Origin of the sequence: Ligilactobacillus ruminis DSM 20403 = NBRC 102161, assembly GCF_900113455.1 — a bacterium.
Lineage (GTDB): Bacteria > Bacillota > Bacilli > Lactobacillales > Lactobacillaceae > Ligilactobacillus > Ligilactobacillus ruminis.
On record NZ_FOPI01000020.1, the window covers coordinates 21480 to 41899 of the forward strand.

The 20420-nt window shown below is 43.6% G+C and carries 20 protein-coding genes, 1 rRNA gene, 2 pseudogenes and 1 riboswitch; of the genes and pseudogenes, 19 read left to right on the forward strand and 4 right to left on the reverse strand.

Annotated elements, in window-relative coordinates:
• The first annotated feature begins 1 nt into the window (after position 1).
• The 13 genes and pseudogenes from BMZ95_RS06905 to BMZ95_RS06975 all read left to right on the forward strand — a co-directional run bounded on the left by BMZ95_RS06905 (position 2) and on the right by BMZ95_RS06975 (position 10483).
• The gene (locus BMZ95_RS06905) at positions 2–319 is read left to right on the forward strand and encodes a PTS sugar transporter subunit IIB (protein WP_046922714.1); all 318 of its coding nucleotides are present in this window, start codon (positions 2–4) and stop codon (positions 317–319) included.
• 95 nt (positions 320–414) lie between these two features.
• Complete coding sequence (locus tag BMZ95_RS06910; RefSeq protein WP_014072829.1) at positions 415–732, forward strand: PTS sugar transporter subunit IIA; 318 nt, start codon at positions 415–417, stop codon at positions 730–732.
• 352 nt (positions 733–1084) lie between these two features.
• Positions 1085–1344, forward strand: a pseudogene (locus BMZ95_RS06915) (zinc ribbon domain-containing protein); the annotation flags it as partial.
• A 201-nt stretch (positions 1345–1545) separates the two neighbouring features.
• A complete protein-coding gene (locus BMZ95_RS06925; RefSeq protein ID WP_046922712.1) occupies positions 1546–2424 on the forward strand; it encodes an ROK family protein in 879 nt (292 codons plus the stop codon).
• Positions 2425–2447: 23 nt separating this feature from the next.
• Positions 2448–3841, forward strand: a pseudogene (locus tag BMZ95_RS06930) (glycoside hydrolase family 1 protein).
• Positions 3842–4070: 229 nt separating this feature from the next.
• Complete coding sequence (locus BMZ95_RS06935) at positions 4071–4472, forward strand: hypothetical protein (protein WP_225354897.1); 402 nt, start codon at positions 4071–4073, stop codon at positions 4470–4472.
• A gap of 645 nt (positions 4473–5117) precedes the next feature.
• A complete protein-coding gene (locus BMZ95_RS06945; RefSeq protein ID WP_225354898.1) occupies positions 5118–5822 on the forward strand; it encodes a hypothetical protein in 705 nt (234 codons plus the stop codon).
• A 109-nt stretch (positions 5823–5931) separates the two neighbouring features.
• On the forward strand, positions 5932–6846 hold the full coding sequence (locus BMZ95_RS06950; protein ID WP_046922709.1) for an RluA family pseudouridine synthase: 915 nt from the start codon (positions 5932–5934) through the stop codon (positions 6844–6846).
• Positions 6847–6925: 79 nt separating this feature from the next.
• Complete coding sequence (locus BMZ95_RS06955) at positions 6926–7573, forward strand: metal-dependent transcriptional regulator (RefSeq protein WP_046922708.1); 648 nt, start codon at positions 6926–6928, stop codon at positions 7571–7573.
• A 152-nt stretch (positions 7574–7725) separates the two neighbouring features.
• Complete coding sequence (locus BMZ95_RS06960) at positions 7726–7926, forward strand: cold-shock protein (protein WP_003693101.1); 201 nt, start codon at positions 7726–7728, stop codon at positions 7924–7926.
• A gap of 153 nt (positions 7927–8079) precedes the next feature.
• Positions 8080–9267 (forward strand): MDR family MFS transporter, encoded by a 1188-nt coding sequence (locus BMZ95_RS06965; protein WP_041819788.1) that lies wholly within the window; start codon positions 8080–8082, stop codon positions 9265–9267.
• The gene (locus BMZ95_RS06970; RefSeq protein ID WP_080927209.1) at positions 9264–10016 is read left to right on the forward strand and encodes a threonine/serine exporter family protein; all 753 of its coding nucleotides are present in this window, start codon (positions 9264–9266) and stop codon (positions 10014–10016) included. The genes BMZ95_RS06965 and BMZ95_RS06970 overlap by 4 nt, the downstream gene beginning before the upstream one ends.
• A gap of 8 nt (positions 10017–10024) precedes the next feature.
• Positions 10025–10483, forward strand: coding sequence for a threonine/serine exporter family protein (locus tag BMZ95_RS06975; RefSeq protein WP_014072841.1), 459 nt, complete (start codon positions 10025–10027; stop codon positions 10481–10483).
• Between the two features lie 925 nt (positions 10484–11408).
• Here the strand turns inward: BMZ95_RS06975 and BMZ95_RS06980 are convergent.
• From BMZ95_RS06980 to BMZ95_RS06990, 3 genes are read right to left on the reverse strand one after another with little or no spacing between them, the layout of a single operon-like run.
• Positions 11409–12455, reverse strand: coding sequence for an LCP family glycopolymer transferase (locus BMZ95_RS06980; protein WP_014072842.1), 1047 nt, complete (start codon positions 12453–12455; stop codon positions 11409–11411).
• An 18-nt stretch (positions 12456–12473) separates the two neighbouring features.
• Entirely contained in the window at positions 12474–12848 is a 375-nt protein-coding gene (locus BMZ95_RS06985; protein ID WP_014072843.1) for a DUF1634 domain-containing protein, read from the reverse strand.
• Positions 12848–13693 carry a sulfite exporter TauE/SafE family protein gene (locus BMZ95_RS06990; RefSeq protein ID WP_014072844.1) on the reverse strand — a complete coding sequence of 282 codons (846 nt, stop codon included), beginning with the start codon at positions 13691–13693 and terminating at the stop codon, positions 12848–12850. Before BMZ95_RS06990 ends, BMZ95_RS06985 begins: the two co-directional genes overlap by 1 nt.
• A 211-nt stretch (positions 13694–13904) precedes the next feature.
• Here BMZ95_RS06990 and BMZ95_RS06995 point away from each other — a divergent pair, with 211 nt between their 5' ends.
• The 3 genes from BMZ95_RS06995 (at position 13905) to BMZ95_RS07010 (ending at position 17191) form a co-directional block, all read left to right on the forward strand.
• Positions 13905–14732, forward strand: a complete 828-nt coding sequence (locus tag BMZ95_RS06995) for a zinc-ribbon domain-containing protein (protein ID WP_046922707.1) — start codon at positions 13905–13907, stop codon at positions 14730–14732.
• A 97-nt stretch (positions 14733–14829) separates the two neighbouring features.
• The gene (locus BMZ95_RS07000) at positions 14830–15366 is read left to right on the forward strand and encodes an Rrf2 family transcriptional regulator (protein ID WP_014072846.1); all 537 of its coding nucleotides are present in this window, start codon (positions 14830–14832) and stop codon (positions 15364–15366) included.
• Positions 15367–15454: 88 nt separating this feature from the next.
• Positions 15455–15635, forward strand: a riboswitch (Lysine riboswitch).
• 110 nt (positions 15636–15745) lie between these two features.
• Positions 15746–17191: an amino acid permease gene (locus BMZ95_RS07010; RefSeq protein WP_046922706.1), complete on the forward strand. Its 1446-nt coding sequence runs from the start codon at positions 15746–15748 to the stop codon at positions 17189–17191.
• A gap of 3 nt (positions 17192–17194) precedes the next feature.
• On the opposite strand, the gene BMZ95_RS11275 is transcribed toward BMZ95_RS07010, so the two are convergent.
• Positions 17195–17368 (reverse strand): hypothetical protein, encoded by a 174-nt coding sequence (locus BMZ95_RS11275; RefSeq protein ID WP_162198395.1) that lies wholly within the window; start codon positions 17366–17368, stop codon positions 17195–17197.
• A gap of 455 nt (positions 17369–17823) precedes the next feature.
• On the opposite strand from BMZ95_RS11275, the gene serS reads away from it, so the two are divergent.
• The 3 genes from serS to BMZ95_RS07025 all read left to right on the forward strand — a co-directional run.
• Positions 17824–19098 (forward strand): serine--tRNA ligase, encoded by a 1275-nt coding sequence (gene serS / locus BMZ95_RS07015; protein WP_046922705.1) that lies wholly within the window; start codon positions 17824–17826, stop codon positions 19096–19098.
• Between the two features lie 56 nt (positions 19099–19154).
• A complete protein-coding gene (locus BMZ95_RS07020) occupies positions 19155–19778 on the forward strand; it encodes a histidine phosphatase family protein (protein ID WP_014072849.1) in 624 nt (207 codons plus the stop codon).
• Positions 19779–20200: 422 nt separating this feature from the next.
• Positions 20201–20420: ribosomal RNA gene (locus BMZ95_RS07025) — 16S ribosomal RNA — on the forward strand; the annotation flags it as partial.

Consider the following 20420-nt stretch of genomic DNA (forward strand, 5'->3'; position numbering starts at 1 on the left):
AATGGCAGATAAAGTTATTATGCTTGCCTGCTCAGCAGGCATGTCAACGTCGCTTTTGGTTTCAAAAATGCAGGCAGCAGCTAAAGAACAAGGCAAAGATTACGAAATTTTCGCAAAGTCAGTTGCTGATATTGATCATCAATTCGAAGTTGAAAAGCCAGATATTTTGATGCTTGGACCGCAAGTTGCCTACATGAAGGCCGATATTCAAAGAAAATGCGATGATGCAGGCGTTCCTATGGAAGTTATCAACATGACGGATTATGGCATGATGAACGGTAAGAACGTACTTGCAGAAGCAGAAAAGACCATGGGTTAGTCCTGAGGTTGCGAGTGCTTGATTAAATATTGAGAATAATGCGGAACCGCACATTTTGTGCGGCTCTGTATTTTATCCAGGAGGTATTGTTGATAATGGATGACGAAAAAAGAATGCAGGTTGTAATGGGAATCATTATGGCTGGCGGAAATGCAAAGGCGCATGCAGTAGAAGCAATTACTGCTGCTAAGAAAGGCGACTTTACAGAAGCTGAAAAGAAACTTGAAGAAGCCAACCAAGCTATTGTTGACGCACACAATACGCAGACTGAAATGTTGACGGCTGAAGCTCGTGGCGAACATACGCCAATCGATCTGTACATGGTTCATGCGCAGGATCATTTGATGACAGGCATTACGTTTGTCGATCTTGCCAAGGAAATTGTTGAAGTCTATAAGAAGATTATTGATTAATCTGATTTTTGACGACGACATGTTTGCTGATGACTGCATTCCGGAAGATGTCGTGTGATGACAAGAGGCGAGGAGTTGATATTCCTGGCCTCTTTTGTCGCTATTGCGCAAAAAATCCGGTAATTGACAGAACATTTTTTAATGAAGCAAAAGAATATACAATTGCTGTTATATGTATTGACTACATTCGGGTTGAGGAGTATACTGTAGACGTTGGATTAAAGCGTTTACTATCTTATGCTGATTAAGATACAGGGAGCAACTTAACTGTTAATTAATTTGCAGAAAAAGACAGAATTGCATGGGATTATATAGCAAAAAAGCAAACCGATGATTCTTTGACAGGTGGTGAAAGCGGTTGTTGTTCGGCTGTTTCAGACAGGTTTTAGCTTATAAATGCCAATGGTACGGCAAAGAATTTTAGCCGACAAATTCTATCCAAGCACGCAACGGTGTTCTCGATGCGGATTCGTCAAGGCTGGTGACGACCAAATCGGTCTTGACGGCAACATGAAACATAAAACCAAGCATAACGAATATGTTTGTTATGAATGCGGTGCCGTCATGGACAGAGATGAAAATGCGGTCATGAATTTGTTGATATTGATATAAAAAAATCAAAAGGGACGGGATACACCCTTAAGCTGCAAGAGCCGGTCACTGTCATTACCCTCACGTTAGGATATGGGAAGACTGGTTTTGACGGCAACAAATAAAATCAGGAAAGGAAAAGCTATATTCTTTCTGAATAATACGGGAAAAAGTTTTACAATTCCATATTATTCTATATTTTATATAGCAGGTTAAACAACAATGAGAGATTTAGCAGTTATTGATATCGGAGGAACGACGATCAAATTTGCAGCATGGAAAAATAACGAATTGATGGATGTCCATGCGGTAGATACGCCGAAATCTCTTGACGAATTTTATGAAATTCTTGAGCATGAAACAAATGATTTCAAGAAAAAATACGACGTAAAAGGCGTTGCAATCAGTGCCCCCGGGGCAGTCAATAAGAAAACCGGCGTTATTGAAGGTGCAAGCGCATTGCCATATATTCATAACTTTAATATTGAACAAGAGTTGGAAAGACGTTTCCAGCTTCCCGTTTCGATCGAAAATGATGCTAACTGTGCGGCTTTGGCAGAAGTGGCAGAAGGTGCCGGACGTGATTGTCAAAATATGATCTTTATCATTATCGGAACGGGCGTTGGTGGTTCAGTAATCATTAATCGTAAAGTTTGGCACGGTACGCATCTTTTTGGCGGTGAAATCGGCTATATGGTTGCAACTCCAACGCTGCTGACTATTAGTCAAGCTGCTTCTCCTGTAAGCATGGCCAAACGCTATAATGAAGAAACCGGCAAAAACGTCGATGGCAAGACCGTTTTCGATCTTGCGGATCAGGGGGATGACGCTGCCAAGTTTCAAGTAGACCAGATGGCAGAAACTTTAGGCATTGCAATTTTTAATTTGCAGCACAGTTTTGACCCTGAAAAGTTCATTTTGGGCGGGGCGGTTTCTAATAATCCTAAGCTCGTTCCGCTTTTAAACGCAGCAGTCGAAAAGATCAGGAACAGGTCTGACGTTGCAACGATCAAGCCTGTCATCGAAACGTGCGCTTATCGCGGCAGCGCCAACTTGTACGGAGCCGTTGTCGATTTCGAACAAACTTATCCTGAAGGCTGACATAATTGAGAGGAGCAACGAACATGCTGAAATTTCCAAGTGATTTTGCGTGGGGTGCCGCAACGTCAGGCCCCAATCCGAAGGTACTTTCAAAAAGAAGCACCAAAACGTTTTTGATTATTGGTATGCCAATGATCCAGATAAATTTTATGACGGAGTAGGTCCTGATACCGCATCGAATTTTTTCAACGATTATAAAGAAGACCTTGCTCTCATGCGCAAGGCCGGCATCAAGTCATTGCGGACGTCCATTCAATGGAGCCGCTTGATTGATGATTTTGAAAAATGCACGGTAAATCAGGATGCGGTCGATTTTTACAACAACGTGATCAATGCGATGCTCGAAAACGGCATTGAACCATACATGAATCTTTGCCACTTTGACATGCCTGTCGAATTGCAGCATAAATACGGCGGATTTGAATCAAAGCACGTCACGGATTTGTATGCCGGTTTTGCTGAACAATGCTTCAAGCTCTTTGGCGATCGCGTCAAGAACTGGTTTACGTTCAACGAACCAAAGGTTATCCTGGATGGTGCATATTTGTATCAATTCCATTATCCGTTGAAAGTTGACGGTCCTCTTTCAGTGCAGGTCGCATATAACATCAACCTTGCTTCTGCCAAAGCAATTGAACGTTTCCGCAAGCTTTACGGAAATGATGACGACAAGCGTATCGGCATTATCTTGAATCTTACGCCCGCATATCCTGCATCCGACTCTAAAGAAGATAAGGAAGCAGCTGAATTCGCAGAACTTTGGGCAAACAAGATGTTCCTGGATCCGGCTATTTTGGGATGCTATCCTGAAAAGCTTGTTGAAATTTTGAAGCGTGACGGTGTTTTGTGGGATTATACTCAAGAAGAACTCGATTTGATTGCCAAAGAAACCATCGACGTTTTAGGCGTCAACTACTACCATCCGTTCCGCGTCAAGGCGCCTGAAGTATCATCCAAGAGTTTGCAGGACTGGATGCCTGACATCTACTTTGATGAATATGAGATGCCTGGTCGCGTCATGAACGTTGACAAAGGCTGGGAAATTTTCCCGGAAGCATTGTATGACATTGCAATCAACGTTCGCGACAATTACAAAAACATTCCTTGGTTCGTTTCAGAAAACGGCATGGGTGTTTCTCGCGAAGAGCGTTTTATGGATGAAAATGGTGTAGTTCATGACGATTATCGCATCAATTTCATGAAGAATCACTTGAAAGAACTTCATCGCGGAATCGAAGAAGGTTCAAACTGCCATGGCTACTTTGTTTGGACGGGCATTGACTGCTGGTCGTGGATGAATGCATATCGCAATCGTTATGGCCTTATTCGTGACGATATTCATACGCAAATCAAGACGATCAAGGATTCAGGCCGTTGGTTCAGAGAAACAAGCGATAATAACGGTTTTGAAGAATAGATATTGGTGATTGTCAAAAAATATAAAAAAGAGGCTGGGAAAAAAGTCCCGTTTCATACTTGAGTTAAACGAAAAGCTGAACGAAGGCGGTCGATTTGCGACTGACTTTGTCCGGCTTTTTTAAATGCAGTGCTGCTCAACTGATTTATCCAAAATCGCACTCAAATTTACGGACCAACGGATGTTTTTGCCCGTTTTTCGAGCAGGTCGTTTAAGACTTACGGAATCAATGTTTTTTTCAGGATCGACCTACTATTTTGCGTTTCAGCAGTTTTATCCCCAAAACAACTATCTGCTAAACGTATTTTCGATCAGTGATGTCAATGACCTGCCGTTTGCCGTGGTTTTGTATGTTGACGGAATGATGACGGCGATGTTGATTGGCTGCGTCTTTAGAATGTTGGAAAAAAATGGTAAAATAGTCTTGGCGTTGATCTTGGTTGGCGTGAATGCCGTTTGGGGATCGGGCGTTTTTGAAATTGAAAAACATAATGCCTTCACTTCATTTTTGCTAGGCATCGAGAGTATGATTAAGGGCATGAACCCCGTTTATCCAGCCATAATATACGCAATCGTGTCGATATCACTTTGTTTGTTGGTGATTAAGAGATTTAAGCTGCGTTTTGAGTAGGTGTTCTGCGCAGCAAGGGGAGGATAGCATGTTAGACAGAAGAAATTATGTTGAGCTTGTTGCCTTATTGTTGGTGGTTGTCTTGTTCTCTTTGCATTTGCCTTTATGGGGAATGATAATGGATGCATGTGCGGAGCCGATGATCAGAGTCTTTTTTGGGTTGATATTATCGGTTATGCTGATAGACGTGCTGACAATGATATACTGGCGACGAGATTGATCGTTTCGTATGAATGGGATAAATGCAGTCAAGAGAGTGTTTGGAATCTTGGCTGCATTTTTTAATAAATAAAAAATTTGATGTTTATTAAAAATATTCACAAATATGGCAATAAAAATCAATATTTGTGTGTAATAATTTCACCGGGTATCGTAAAAGTAAATTACTGTAATCGTTTTATTTATTTTGAGAGGGGAAAGAGAAATAATAAATCGGACGGTTACTGGATGTTGATTAGGTATAATTTTAGGGAGCTGGTTTTTTTGCAAAATTATGCGGAGGAATTACGCAGGACATATGTCAAATCGCCGCGCATAAGTTCTTCTATTTTAGCATTGTCAATTACACTGTGCGTATTGTCAATAACGTTTTTGATTAGTATCGAAAGTTTTTTGGACCCTGTGCGTTTCGGAAATGATGCTGCGATGATTAAAGAACTCGGTGATGAATTGAACTGCACTGTAATCGAAACGGCACAGTATACGGGGATGCCGCTGAGGTTTAGGGAAAAGCTGATTCTCAGCGACAGTCAAACGGCAGAATGTTCCAAAAAAATGATCTCGAATTTTCGCGTAATGAATGACAAGGTAATTGAATCGAATACTGTTTACAAGATGCTTGATCACAACGTAAACGGTGCCGGGTATTCGTCAAAGGACAAGGAATATTGGACAAATGTCAAAGTTAAGTTCAGAAACAATCTGAATGAATACGTTGAAGCAAGGGAAAGTCAAATGCAGATTTCCAGAATGCAGCACTTTTATCAATTCCTGAGCACCATCTCATGGGCGGGACTTTTCGTATTCGGAAGTCTGATTATCCTTATCGTGGGGTATTTGTTTGCTTATCTCAAAAATAAGTGGCGGCTTTTTTACGGTTCAGGTCTGGCAATGATAATTTCTGGCGGACTTCTTATGACGATTGCACTGTTTTTTTCGTTAGGAAACACTGCATTTGGCATCGGTGATTTATTATACGTACGCGAAATTTGTTTTTCGATGGTGATAATGACCTGGGTCAGGTTACAGTGGATGTTTTCTGCGATGCTGATTATTCCAGGTTTTGTCATTTTTATGACGTCACGTCTTAAGATTGAATCTTTGCCAAGCTACTATCGTTTTGATCGGTAGACATATTTGTTTTTGAGTCCTGCCGGAAGGCAAGGCTCTTTTTTTGACTAAAGGGCTGCTTGCTTATTTGGCTGCTTTGCTCTAAAATGAACTAAACATCAACGAAGGGATGGCAAACATGGAATTTACGTGGCAGAACCATTCGGGGAAAAAAGCAACGGTGAAAAGAATTCTGACCAATCATGGCGTCAGTCATCGGATGATCGCTAAACTTAAGCGAGGCCAAGGCAACGTAAAACTGAACGGAGAAAAAACGGTTCTTTCGGCCTTGGTCGGTCAAAATGATAAAGTAACGCTCGTGCTTCCACCGGAAAATGACGATGAGCGGATTCTTGTCAGTCACGAAAGGATTAAAGTCGTCTATGAAGATGAAAATTGGCTGTTGCTTGACAAGCCTGCAGGAATATCCAGCGTTCCTGGTCCTTCGAACGATCATGATACGATGATGAATCGCGTCAAGGGGTATCTGATTGATCAAAAAAGCGAAAATCTTGTTCCTCATGCCGTAACAAGACTGGACAGGTTTACAAGCGGACTGATGCTTTGCGCAAAGCATGGGTTTGCGCAAGGACTGATTTCAAAGCAGGTTCAGGAACATTCGATGGAAAAACGGTATTTGGCCGTGTGCTCTGGATTTGTCAAGAAAGATCACGGAATTATTGACTTGCCGCTTAAGAAAGAGGATAACGGTTTTAGGCGGATCGTTTCTTGCGATGGGCAAAATGCAGTCACGGAATATTGGGTTCGAGAGCGTTTTGGCAACGAAGCCACGTTGGTTGAGTGCGTTCTTCATACCGGAAGAACCCATCAGATTCGTGCTCATTTTGCACATTTTACGCATCCGCTGATTTCAGATGAACTGTATGGAGGCAAAAGAAACGATGCATGCAAAAGACAAGCACTTCACGCTTGCTGTTTGGCATTTGACGATCCTTTTTCCTGCAAGAGGCTCAGGTTTGAATTGCCGCTTGAAAATGATATGGAACATTTGTTAGGGGAATTGAGATGCATAAATTGTGATTGATTGACAAATATTTTTAATATACCTAAAAATTTGGTATAATGTTTGTAACTAGACGAACAAAAAGGTCAGGTGAAGATTAATGACGCCAAAAAAAGAAGACTATTTAAAGATCATCTTTGAATTGGGCGGACGCAAAAAGAAAGTTTCAAATAAGCAGATTGCAATGAGTTTGAACATTGCAGCGGGTTCCGTGACGGAAATGGTCAGCAAGCTCGTAAAAGAAGGACTTGTCGATCACACTCCGTATGCCGGAATATCTTTGACGAAAAAGGGGACTGAGATTGCAGAAAATCTGATCAGAAGGCATCGTTTATGGGAAACTTTTTTGGTTGACAAGCTGAATTATAAATTACAGGACGTGCATAACGATGCCGAGATTTTAGAACACGTTACAAGCGACAATTTGATGGATCACTTGGAAGAATTTTTAGGTCATCCCGAACATTGTCCTCACGGGGGAGTTATTCCGTACAAATCGGGAACCTACCGCGAAGAAAGCTATTTGATTTTGGCTGACGTTGCAGAGGGGACGACGGTCACCGTTGATCGTTTTATCGATAATCATGAATTGCTTTCCTATTTGGACGATATTCACATCAATCTTGGCGACAGGCTTGTCGTTGGGGAACATACTCCGTTTGAAGGCCCGATCAAGCTGACTTATTGCGACAGCGGCGAAGAAACGAGCATCGGGTATAAGGCGGCACACTATATTTTTGTTAAGTAGGTCTGATGCCTACTATAAATCAGCTTGATGTGGTATAATTAGACTTGTATTTTTGTATTGGTCATATTGGTTATCGTTTCATTCAACATCTCCATTTGCGCCTGTCAGAATTACAATAATTATGCGCATATGGCGCAGAAGGAGTTTTATTAATGGAACAAGGTACAGTTAAATGGTTTAATGCAGAAAAAGGCTACGGTTTCATCACGCGTGAAGACGGCAGCGACGTTTTCGTTCACTTTTCTGCAATCCAAGGTGAAGGTTACAAGTCTTTGGAAGAAGGACAACACGTAACTTTTGACGTTGAAGAAGGTCAACGCGGTTTGCAAGCTGCAAACGTCGTTAAAGACTAAAACAACTCAGGACAGTTGCGTACGTAACTGTTGATCAGGAAATGAAAATCGCAATTGTAGAGGACCGGATGATTTCATTCGGTCTTTTTTGCTTGCATGAAATTTTGTGCGGGATTACACTTATGATACTGGATTTAAAAAGGGGGCAAAATTTTGAAAAGAGAGTTACGCTTGCATTGGCTTCTTTTAGGAAGCCTGATTTGTTCGACCGGCGGAAGCCTGTTGTGGCCCTTGACGACGATTTATATGCATGATTATTTGCATCAGTCGTTAACGGTTGCCGGAACAGTACTGTTCTTCAACTCGATTACGCTGATTATCGGAAGCTGGCTTGGAGGATACATATACGATCATGGAAAAGTGCGATTTTTCTTGATCTTGTCAGTTTTAATGCAAGCTGCATCGGTCTTTTTGCTGATTTTTTTCCATGATTGGCCATGTTTTGCTTTTTTGCTGATTCTGGATAATTTCGGAAACGGTATTTCGTCAACGATTGTCAGTTCGCTTGCAACCGGAATTAAAGAAAAAGATCCAAGATACGTTTTTAATATGATCTATTTCATGCAAAACGTCGGCGTGGTCGCTGGGACGATGCTTGTCGGATATGTCATTGAAATTTCAATCAACATGATTTTTATCGTCAATTTTGCGATGTATGCCGTTTTTTTGCTGATAGTCTGGCTGTTTTATTTTGTCCCACAGCACGTTTTGGCTAAACATGCAAGTCAAAAGAAGGGTGTCTCCGATAAAACGCCTAAAAAAGCAGCAATCGTGATTTTTGCAGCGCTCGCACTTTATTTTGCAATCGACGTCGGATATTCGCAATGGCAGAGCAATTTGTCGGTTTACATGGGACAGTTGGGAATTCCCGTCAAAAACTACAGTTTGCTGTGGACGATCAACGGTATCATAATTGTCTTGATTCAGCCGCTGATCAATCGCTTTGACGAATCTTTCCAAACAAAGCTGACGCATAAGATTTATTTGGGCATCGTTTTGTTTGCCTTCGGATTCAGCTCACTGATTTTTGCAAAAAGCTATCCGTATTTTGTTTTGTCGATGGCCATTGTTACTTTGGGCGAGGTGCTGACTTTTCCGACTTTCCCGGCTTTTGTCTCAAGCCTCAGCTCATTTAGCGAAAAAGGGAAGTATCAGGGACTCGTTACCGCGTTTCCGGCATTGGGTCGCGCAGTCGGTCCCGTTTTGGGCGGGATAATTATCGATAATTTTTCATACGCTGCCCTATTTACATTTACGTCTGCTTTTGTCATAATCGTTGGTAGCATCTTGATCGGATGCGTCGAAATTAACTTGGATGGCAATGGTGAAATTAAGAAATGAATGAAATGAAACGTGATGAATTGGCCATGGAGGTTGTTTTGACCGCTGGAAAACTGATGATTGAAAGCGGAGCTGATATGACCAGAGTCGATGATACGATGTATCGTCTTGCAAAAAATGCCGGGATCAAAGAGCCGCGCATTTTTGAAACGACGACGGGAATCATGATGTCTGCGCCCAAAAGCAAACTGACTCGAATCGAACCAATCAATGAGCGCAGCATCAATCTTGAAGTGGTTTCGCGCGTCAATGATTTGTCGCGGGCCTTTCAGCGCGGCGAATTATCGCTTGAAGAGGTGGATGAAAGGCTTAACCGAATGAAAACGACCACTCCGTTCTTCGTTTTTCCTTGGCAGTTGCTTGCGGCAGCAATCGTCAGTTCAACGCTGCTTGTGATGTATGGCGGAAGTTTTTTGGATTTCTTCCCTGCATTTTTTGCAGGCGGAATCGGTTATGCGGTCTATTGGTATATTAATACGAGATTTAAAGTAAAATTTGTGAGCGAATTTTTGGGAGCGTTGGTAATCGGATTGTGCGCTTCATTTGTTGTTCGCTTTCACCTTGGAACAAGCATGGGGATGATCACGATTGGTGCCGTCATGCCGCTGGTTCCAGGAGTTCCCTTGACAAATGCGGTCCGTGACGTGCTTGCTGGGCATATCTTGAGTGGTATTTCGCGCGGAACCGAAGCGTTGATTTCTGCGTGCGCAATTGGCTTTGGAATTGCCGTCGTATTGCGTTTTTTCTGAGGTAAGCGATGATGAATCTGATTTTATTTTTAATTGTGAACGTTGTTTTTTGTTATATGGCAACCGTCGGGTTTGGGGTTATCCTGAACATCCCGCGACGCGGATTGAACGAATGCGGAATCGTCGGCGTCATCGGATGGTTGGTCTATGTTTGCATAAAGGACTGTTTCAGCAGCTCGATGCTTGCCAACTTGCTGGCAGCATTTTCCATCGGTATGGGGGCCATGTTCTGTGCCCGTTTCAAGAAAATGCCGATGATTTTGTTTAATATTCCAAGCCTTGTCCCGCTTGTGCCGGGAGGTCAGGCATATCGTGCCGTGCGTTATTTTGCGATTGGAAAAAACGATTTGGCTTTGAGCTATCTTGTTCAAGTCGGGATGATTGCCGGTTCGATTGCGGTCGGTTTCTTTTTGGCCGAGTTCGTATCCCAGGTCTATTTTAAAATTCACGGTTATTCTCAGCAGTAGTCGAAGCTAAGCCTCGTTTCTTTGGTGAAACGAGGTATTTTTATTTGACAAATGCAGTGAAGGCGGCAGCGTTTTGCGCGGGATTACGGGCAGATTAAAAAAAACGGCCTTTTGCCCGTGACCGAGGACTGGCATTTACGGGCATGTTTCAAAAATCGCCGTTTTGCCCGTAATCCCTTTTGAATCTCTGGGTCCAGTAGACAAAAACCGGGGTGAATGTGTGATTTTTGTCTACCGCTGCCTCCAAATCCGGAGCGCGTGGTCTCAAAAGTAGAACAAAATCTCAAAAAATCGTAAAAATGTTCTACCACGGAGTCCAAAATCGTGCCGCGCGGAGATGAAAGTAGAACAAAAACAAAGAAAAATGAAAAAATGTTCTACCGCAGAGGCCAAAACCGAGCCATGCTGAGCTGAAAGTAGAACAAAAACAGAGAAAAATGAAAAAATGTTCTACCGCAGAGGCCGAAACCGAGCCATGCTGAGCTGAAAGTAGAACAAAAACAGAGAAAAATGAAAAAATGTTCTACCACGGAGTCCAAAATCGTGCCGCGCGGAGCTGAAAGTAGAACAAAAACAGAGAAAAATGAAAAAATGTTCTACCACCGGCTCCAAATTCGGCCCGTGCGACCTCGAAAGTAGCAAAATATCGAAAAGCAACGTTTTGACCGTGATTGAGCAGGTGATGAGCAGCACTGCATTTGGCAAAATCACTGCCGTTTACGGACACATCGATGAAAATGGACGCTTTGTCCGTAAAATGCGTTTTGATTATGGACAAATCAGTAAAAAATGACGCGTTGTCCGTAAAATTTGAGTGAAATCTCGGTGTGCCGCCCAGAATAAAAAATCCGCGTCATCACTGGCACGGATTTAAAATCATCATTCAGTTGCGTACGGGGTCATGAGCGCTCGCTTTCATACCTTGTTAATCATCCGCGTCAATCCATTCACCAGAGTCTCCGGTTTGAGCATGATTTAAATCAAGCGCTTTTCGCAAAAGGTTGGTGATTCGCTGTCGTTCCTTGGTAGTCGGAACTTCGAACGATTCGCCGTTTTCTTGGTTCGGTTGTCCGGCAAGGTGATCCGTAACCATGTTGTGGGTCGCGACCCTGTATTTGCTCCCTAAAACAAGCAGGTCGTCAAAAGTAAGATCGGTAACCATCTGTTTTGAAATCGTCGACAGAAATTTTTGATTGATCAAGCTCATCAGATGGCTGCCCTTGAATGCAAGCTGCGTCAAAACTTGGCGTTGACGGGCCTGGCGACCATAATCGCCCTGAGGATCGGTGTAGCGCATTCTGACATAGGCGAGTGCACGAGCACCATCCATATGTGTTTCTTCATCTTTGACGAATGACTGATTATCATAAGTGAAAGTCAGAAGGGGCTTGATATCTAGTCCGCCGACCGAGTCAATCAAACGCTCAAGGCCGCCCATGTTGATTGTTGCGTAAAAATCAATCGGGACGTTGAGATAATTTTGAACGGTCTTGACCGCAGTTCCTGAACCACCGTAGAAATAGGCCGAATTAAGCTTGCTCGGATATTTTGATTCGTATCCGGAAACTTCAACCTTGGCATCGCGAGGAAGACTGACGACCGTCATTGTTTTTTTATTAGGATTGAGAACGGCAATCATGATTGTGTCCGTCCTGCCTTTGAAATCACGTCCAAGCGCACCAGTATCCGTTCCCATCAGCAAAACTGACACAGGATGACCGTCCTTTAAGGTCGAATTGACGTCACGAGCTTTTTTGACGTTTGAGGATTGGAAAATCGTATTAGCGGCATTTTTAGCATTCGTATATTTTGCGTAGGCATATTTGCCGCCGACGATGAGGGCGATAACGGTCACGAGCAACCCCCAGAAGAAACAACCTCGATGGTTTTTCTTTGCTTGGTGATGTTTTTTACTGCGTTCGGAACGCGGCGAAATTTCGGGATTGACGTATCCTTTGTCCTTTTGTGGCATATTTTTCACTCCTTTTGACTATCTGTGGCCAAGAAAGAAGCTGACGATCAGAATCAGCAGAACCAGCGATGTGATTTTGACGTACAGATAATCTTTTTCTTTGATGAATGCGTAAATTGAGATGACGACTCGCAAAACAGGAGTCAAGATCAGAAGATAGATTCCTCCCATCATCCAAGCATACGGCTTGAGTGCGGACATTCCGGAAACGACACCGGAAAGAGTCGTCGGGAAACTGTTTCCGGGGTATCCGCTCGTGCCCTTGATCATCAGCATCGCAAAGCCGATAATCATCACGGTAGCTGCCAGGAAAACTCCGATTCGCATGATTTTTCCGATAACGATTTCAACGGCCATCATTTCTTCTCTGGTAGTAGCTTTTTTTTCAGACATCAGATCGTCACCCCAAATCCTTTAAGAATCATTTGCAAGCCAAGATAAAGCAAAATCGGAATGAAGATTCCGCGAATGATTTTTGCCGGCAAAAGCTGCATGATGCGGCTCCCGACGGTTGCCCCTCCGATGATGCCAAGAGCCAGCGGGACGGCAATTTCAGGCTTGATGGATCCGTTGAAGAAATACACGGTGGCACTTGCTGCTGCGGTGACGCCCATCATCAAATTGCTCGTCGCACTCGAAGGTTTGAGCGGCATCTTCATGGCTCCGTCCATTGCCATAACTTTGAAAGCACCTGAACCGATTCCGAGCATTCCTGAGGCAAGGCCTGCGCCAAACATGATGGCGGCGCCGCCCGGAATGTTTTCGACCTGATAATCGATTTGTTTGTGGAGGTTTTTGTCATAATAAGAACTGTTGAACTTGAATTTTTCGGCAAGCTTGTCCGGCTCAACGCGTTTCAAAACTTCTTGTCCGCGGCGAAGTTTTCTGTACATGTTCCAGCTTGAGAAAACAAGCAGAGCTCCAAAAAGGACGTAAAGAATCATCGGGTTGAAGGCACCCGTCAAAAGAGCACCGATAATTGCGCCGATTGTTGTGAAAATTTCCAAAAACATTGCAACGCGAAGATTTAAAACATCATCGCGCAAAAATGCGATCGTTGATCCGGAACTGGTTGCGATAACAGCAATAATGCTTGCTCCGATTGCATATTTGATATCCATTCCGAGTGCTAACGTAACAATAGGAGTGATGATCATTCCGCCGCCAATCCCTAAAATAGCACCCATCACACCGGCAAAGATGCCGATGCAAAGCATGAGTAATGCCGTATGAAGCATGATATATTCCTTTCCTGGTGTGCTGAATTTTTTAGTTGAAACGCACCGCTACCATATATTTTAACAAAGATGACCTGAACAGTAGTAAATATTTGTTAAAATTGTGCAAATTTTAAAAAATAGCCTGAAGAGCGTTGTTAACCGCTTGATAAATATTGAAAAAACTAATAAAGTATTTACTGATAAATAATTTAAATGATGGGGGCCAAAAATGTTTTATTGTCAAAGATGCGGCCGACAAATAGCTGATGACGAGCTGCGTTGTCATTTTTGCGGGATAGTTCAAGAACGTGAAGGAACTTCAATTGAAACGAAGCCTTGCAAAAAGTGCAAGAAAGCCATTCCCGTAAATGCAAACTACTGTCCTTACTGTGGTCTGGACCAGGCAACGTTGTTTTATGATGAGATGTCGTTTGACGACAGCAAAGATGATCAAAAGGAAATCCGTGATGAACGGGAAAATGAAGACGATTCTCTGGAAGATCCGCTGCAAACTCTGGAAAGTTTTGAAATCAACGATCCTTCTGACGTGGAGAAATTTTTGCAGAAAATTGAAGAAGAAAGAGACAAGATTCGTGAAGCCAATGCCAAGAAGTACCATATTGCCAAAAACGAGTCCAAAAAGCCGGGTTTGATCGTATCAACCAAGCTGATGCTCAAAGACTGGCTGACGGTTGACAAGCGCATGGGAACCGGTGATTTTTGGTGGGGTTATCTTGGAATGTATCTCTTGACGATTATTGTCAGCGTAATCATGGGTGCAGTTTTGGCGGGAATCTACATGTATTATCCGAAGATGGTCGGAACTGCTTTTGACGTGATGTTCACTGTTTGGATGATCTTCTTCTTTATCACGACCATCACTGCATTTATCAGGAGGTTCCATGATTCGGAACTGCCGATGTTCATGATCGTTTTCCGTTTCATCCCTGTTGCCGGTGAACTCTTCTGTTTGTTTTTTGCCATGCGTCCGCAGATGATTTCAAACGGTCGTTATACCTTTGAAAGCAAATCCAAACGCAAAAAGAGGACAAAATAGGAAAAACGTCGATAGAACTGCAATAAAATTAAGGTTATAATGTAGACATCAGATATCCATATAAGATCCGTTCATGGATGGAAAGGTTGATGTAATAATGCAATTGACAAAAGGCTTTGAGCAGGCAGCGTGCATCATGGCACTTTTGGCAACTCAAAATAGGGGAATACCGCTGTCGTCACACGTCATTCACACGCGCGTCAGCAGTTCGCAGACGTACTTGAAAAAAATCATGCGCAAGCTTGTCGTCGGCGGATTGATAACTTCCGCATCAGGCAACAGCGGCGGCTTCAGTTTGGCGAGAGAACCGGAAGACATTACGCTTTTGCAGATCGTATCAGCGGTTGAAGGGAAGATTCATACCTATCCGAACAACGGATTGCTGGATCTTGTATTCAGCGACTTTAAGCCGATTGCGACCGAAGGCAACAGCGCAATCAACGCGGCGTTTGATGCGGCCGATCAGCTGTGGCGACAAGAACTTGACAAAGTGACGATTTACGATCTTTTGTGTCAGACTCTCGGGACGGTCGACGTTCCAAAAGTTGACTGGAACAAGCTGCAGCTTTCGCCGTCCGAACAGGCAACGGCCATTGTTGAGAAAATTCGGACGAATCTCCGTTCCGGAAGATGAAGCTTGTTTTAAGCTCAGGGCTTGCCCTGGGCTTTTTTGTGCAATTTCGAGCCTTGCAATTATATTTTTCAGATTGTATCATAGTAACTGTCGAAGAAGAGGTCGCAAAGATCATCAGTAAGCCGGTGGAGCTGATAAAGCAGTGCTGAAACTGGACGAAAGGGAGATTTGCCGAAGCATGCTATGCCTTTATGCAGGCGATGCTGGGCTTTAGTTGAAAAAACTGAAGACTGTCGCTGTAAAAAATGCAGCGGAGCGCTATCGAGATGTTGCTTAAAACGTATTTTAAGACAGAAACTGATAAGCGCGTCCTCCGTTTTGAAGGTCGTGCTTTTTGCGCTGAAGATCTCCTCTGAGTTTTGCATGGGAGGAATTTTAAATGAAAGAAAACAACCAGGTCAAGCGTTCGCTCAAGACGAGACATTTGTCGATGATCGCGCTTGGAGGAAGCATTGGCACGGGGCTGTTCGTTGCCAGCGGGAGCGCAATTTCGACTGCTGGTCCAGGTGGAGCTTTGGCAGCTTATCTGGGAATCGGAATAATGGTGTATTTTTTGATGACGTCTCTTGGAGAAATGGCGACCTATCTGCCGATTACCGGTTCATTTGCGGAATATTCGAAAAGATTCGTCGATCCTGCACTTGGATTTGCGATGGGATGGAACTATTGGTTCAATTGGGCGATTACGCTTGCAGTTGATCTTTCGACGGCAGCGCTTGTTTTGAAGTTTTGGTTTCCGCACGTTCCCGGCTGGATCTTCAGCTTGGCGGCATTGGTAATGATTTTTCTGATAAATGCGCTTTCGGTCAAATCGTTTGGTGAGGCCGAATACTGGATGGCGCTCATCAAGGTGATTACCGTCATTGTCTTTTTGATTGTCGGGTTGCTGACGATTATCGGCATTTTGGGCGGACACGCTGTATTTCTCGAAAACTTTGCCTATAAAAAGGCGCCGTTTGTCGGCGGGATTCCGACGGTTTTGAGCGTCTTCGTCGTTGCCGGATTCTCATTTCAAGGGACCGAACTGATCGGAATCACGGCCGGTGAGACGGAAAATCCTGAAAAAAGCTTGCCAAAAGCCATCAAGCAAGTTTTTTGGCGGATTTTGCTTTTTTACATTCTTTCGATTTTCGTGATTGCCTGTCTGATTCCATACACCAGTCCCAATCTGCTCGGATCGAGCGCGTCGGACATCACGATCAGTCCGTTTACGCTCGTATTCAGGCGTGCCGGTCTTGCATCTGCCGCTTCAGTGATGAATGCGGTCATTTTGACGTCGGTTCTTTCAGCAGCGAACTCCGGAATGTATGCTTCAACCAGAATGTTGTTCGCGTTGGGGATTTCCGGTGATGCGCCGAAGATGTTTTCGCGCGTCAACGACCGTGGAATTCCTGTTTTTGCCTTGCTTGGAACGACGTTTGTCGGTCTTTTGACGTTTCTTGCAAGTATTTTTGGAACCAGAATCTACACGTTTTTGGTAAATTCGAGCGGTTTGTCGGGGTTCATCGCCTGGATTGGAATCGCAATTGCTCATTATCGTTTCCGGCGGGCTTTCATCGCACAGGGACATGATTTAAGCGAGCTTAAATATCATGCAAAATGGTTCCCGTTCGGGCCGTTGCTTGCGCTTGTCCTGTGCATCTTGGTCATGGTTGGCCAAGATCTCAAGTCCTTTGCAAATTTCGATTGGCAGGCAATCAGCGTAACGTATATGTCGATTCCGATTTTTTTGGTGCTTTTCTTCTATTACAAGCTTAAGCACAAAACCAAACTGATTCCGTTGGACGAGGTCGATTTGACGCCGCACGACATCAAAAATGAATAGATTTTATCGAAATGCACGGCTGAAGTTTAATCGGGGATTTTTAGCTCCTTCGGTCGTCCAAAGCTTGCGTACGGGGTCATGAGCGTTCGGCTTCACACCTTGCATAATCAGGCTCAGACCAGCAACAAGGCTCATGATAAGTTCGTGCCGCGTCGTGACTGCGCTTGCGCTGATCACTCGCGTCCCTCCTTATCTACCGCCTTGTTAAGCGGCTGGTCTTCGCACCTTGCATAATCGGGTTTCGCCTCACAACCCCCTTGTCCCAAGCACCCTTGCTCGGGCAAGACGAGCTTACCCGTCGCAAGCGCAACTTGGATACGCGGGGGCTAAGCGTTCGGCTTCACACCTTGCATTTTAATCCCCATCATACTATAATAACAATTAAACAAATAATCGAAACATCTGAGTTCGCCATAAGTAGGTCGTACAGAGAAGTGAAGCAGCTGAGAATCACTGACCGAAACTCCAGCGTTCGTTGAATGGGCAGGTAATTCTGCACGGGAGATCGTTAATTCTGAGAGTGCGGCCGCATGGTCGAACTTGGGTGGTACCGCGAAACGAGTCTTTTCGTCCCAATAGAGGGATGAGAAGGCTCTTTTTTTCGATTACGTGAAAATATAGGAGGAATAAACATGTTAGACATTAAAATGATTCGTCAAAATACTGACGAAATTAAGGAACGTCTCGCAACGCGCGGCGTCAAGGCAGAAAAAATCGACGCTTTGCTTGAAAAAGACAAGCGTCGCCGCGAATTGCTGGTTGAAACGGAAGGACTGAAGCAAAAGCGTAACGAAGTATCTGCAGAAATTGCCAATGCCAAGCGCAATAAGCAGGATGCAACTGACGCAATCAAAGAAATGCGTGAAGTTGGAGCAAAAATCAAGTCTTTGGACGAGGAACTCGAAGAAGTGGAAGCAACGGTCAAGGATATGGCTTCTCGCTTGCCTAACCTGCCGAATCCGACGATTCCGGTCGGTCCGGATGAAAGTGCCAACGTTGAATTGCGCAAAGTAGGCACGCCGCGCGAGTTTGATTTTGAACCAAAGGCACACTGGGATATCGGTGAAGATCTCGGTATTCTTGATTTTGAACGTGGAGCAAAGGTTTCAGGCGCACGCTTCGTTTACTATAAAGGATTGGGTGCCCGTTTGGAACGCGCCGTTTACAACTTCATGCTTGATGAGCACGCAAAAGAAGGCTATACGGAAATGCTTCCGCCATATATCGTAAATGCTCAGACAATGTACGGAACGGGACAATTCCCTAAGTTCAAAGAAGACGTTTATCAAGTCAACGGAGAAGACATGACGCTGATTCCGACGGCCGAAGTTCCGTTGACGAACTATTACCGCGATGAAGTTATTCCAATGGAAAAGCTTCCGGTATACTTTACTGCGCTTACGCCATGTTTCCGTTCGGAAGCCGGCAGTGCCGGTCGTGATACGCGCGGCTTGATTCGCATGCATCAGTTCAATAAGGTCGAGATGGTCAAGTTTTCAAAGCCCGAAAACTCATATGACGAACTTGAGAAGATGACGCAAAATGCCGGAAACATTATGGAAAAACTTGGTTTGCCATATCATGTAATTACGCTTTCAACCGGCGACATGGGCTTTAGTGCCGCAATGACTCATGACCTTGAAGTCTGGATGCCTGCTCAAAACAAGTATCGCGAAATTTCTTCTTGTTCAAACTGTGAAGATTTCCAAGCGCGCCGTGCCCATATCCAATATCGAGATGAAAACGGCAAACTGAATTTCGTTCATACTTTAAACGGATCAGGACTCGCCGTTGGTCGTACGGTAGCCGCAATTTTGGAAAACTACCAAAACGAGGACGGTTCCGTTACGGTTCCGGAAGTACTTCGTCCATACTTGGGCGGTTTGGAAAAGATTACGAAGGATTAATCTATGCAGAGAGGGGGGCAATTTGCCCCCCTGTTTTTGGTTTGGAGGAAATATTAATGACTGAATTTTATCTGATAAGGCACGGCAAAACCGTTTTTAATCAAGAAGGCCGCTTTCAAGGCGGGAAAAAAGACTCGGCATTGCTTAAACAAAGCATTGAAGACGCTAAAAAAGCCGGTGAGTATCTTAAGGGAACTCATTTTGAGGCTTTTTTCTCCAGTCCGATGGGACGCTCAAAGCAAACTGGCAAAGCGGTTCTTGAAGGAATGGGATTGGGAGATGTTTCGATTAGCACGATTGAAGGATTGCGCGAGTTTGATTTTGGAAATTGGGATGGAGATCTGGTGTCTGAACATGAAAAAAGCAGTGAATTTGAAACGTTCTTTAAAGATCCTGAAAATTTTGTGCCGATTGAGATGCAGGGAGAAGATTATCACCAGTTTGTCGGCAGAATCCAACATGCTGCTGAAAAAATCCATCTGGAACACCCGAACGGAAAAGTGCTGATATTTGCGCATGCTTTGGTGAATACTTTTTTGGTAAAAACGTTGCTCGGTGAAAATCTGAATAAAATCAGGGCTGAAGGTTTGGTTGATAATACTTCGTTGTGCATTTTAAAAACGAACGATTTTGCTGATTTTAAGGTGAAAATGTGGAATAATACGGATTATTTAAAGTGAAAGATAATTAACGATCCTATATTTAAAAAAACAAACTAAATTTAAAAAACTTGTTGACGATTAAGCAAAACGTTGGTATTATAGTATCTGTTGTTAAGTTCTTGAGAGATTGTTTCAAAAAAAGTTGTTGACATTGGTCAATGAATTTGTTACAATAATCGAGTTGTCACTTAATGATTTCTTGTCAGAAACTTGGTTTTTCTGATAAGAAAACTGAATTAATTTTGTTGACAGTTAAAAAGTTGTTGACATTATGAATAATCAGTGATAGACTTAAGAAGTTGCGTTAAGCGACATCTTAGAAGTAGATCTTTGAAAACTGAACAAAGTTTCGATAAGCAAATGTGCAGGGCTTCTTGTTTCAAACAAGAGCAACAATATTTGCGAAGTCAATTCGCTAGTAAATTTTGAGTCACAAACTATAAATTGAGAGTTTGATCCTGGCTCAGGACGAACGCTGGCGGCGTGCCTAATACATGCAAGTCGAACGAAGCTTTCTTTCACCGAATGCTTGCATTCACCGAAAGAAGCTTAGTGGCGAACGGGTGAGTAACACGTAGGCAACCTGCCCAAAAGAGGGGGATAACACTTGGAAACAGGTGCTAATACCGCATAACCATGAACACCGCATGATGTTCATGT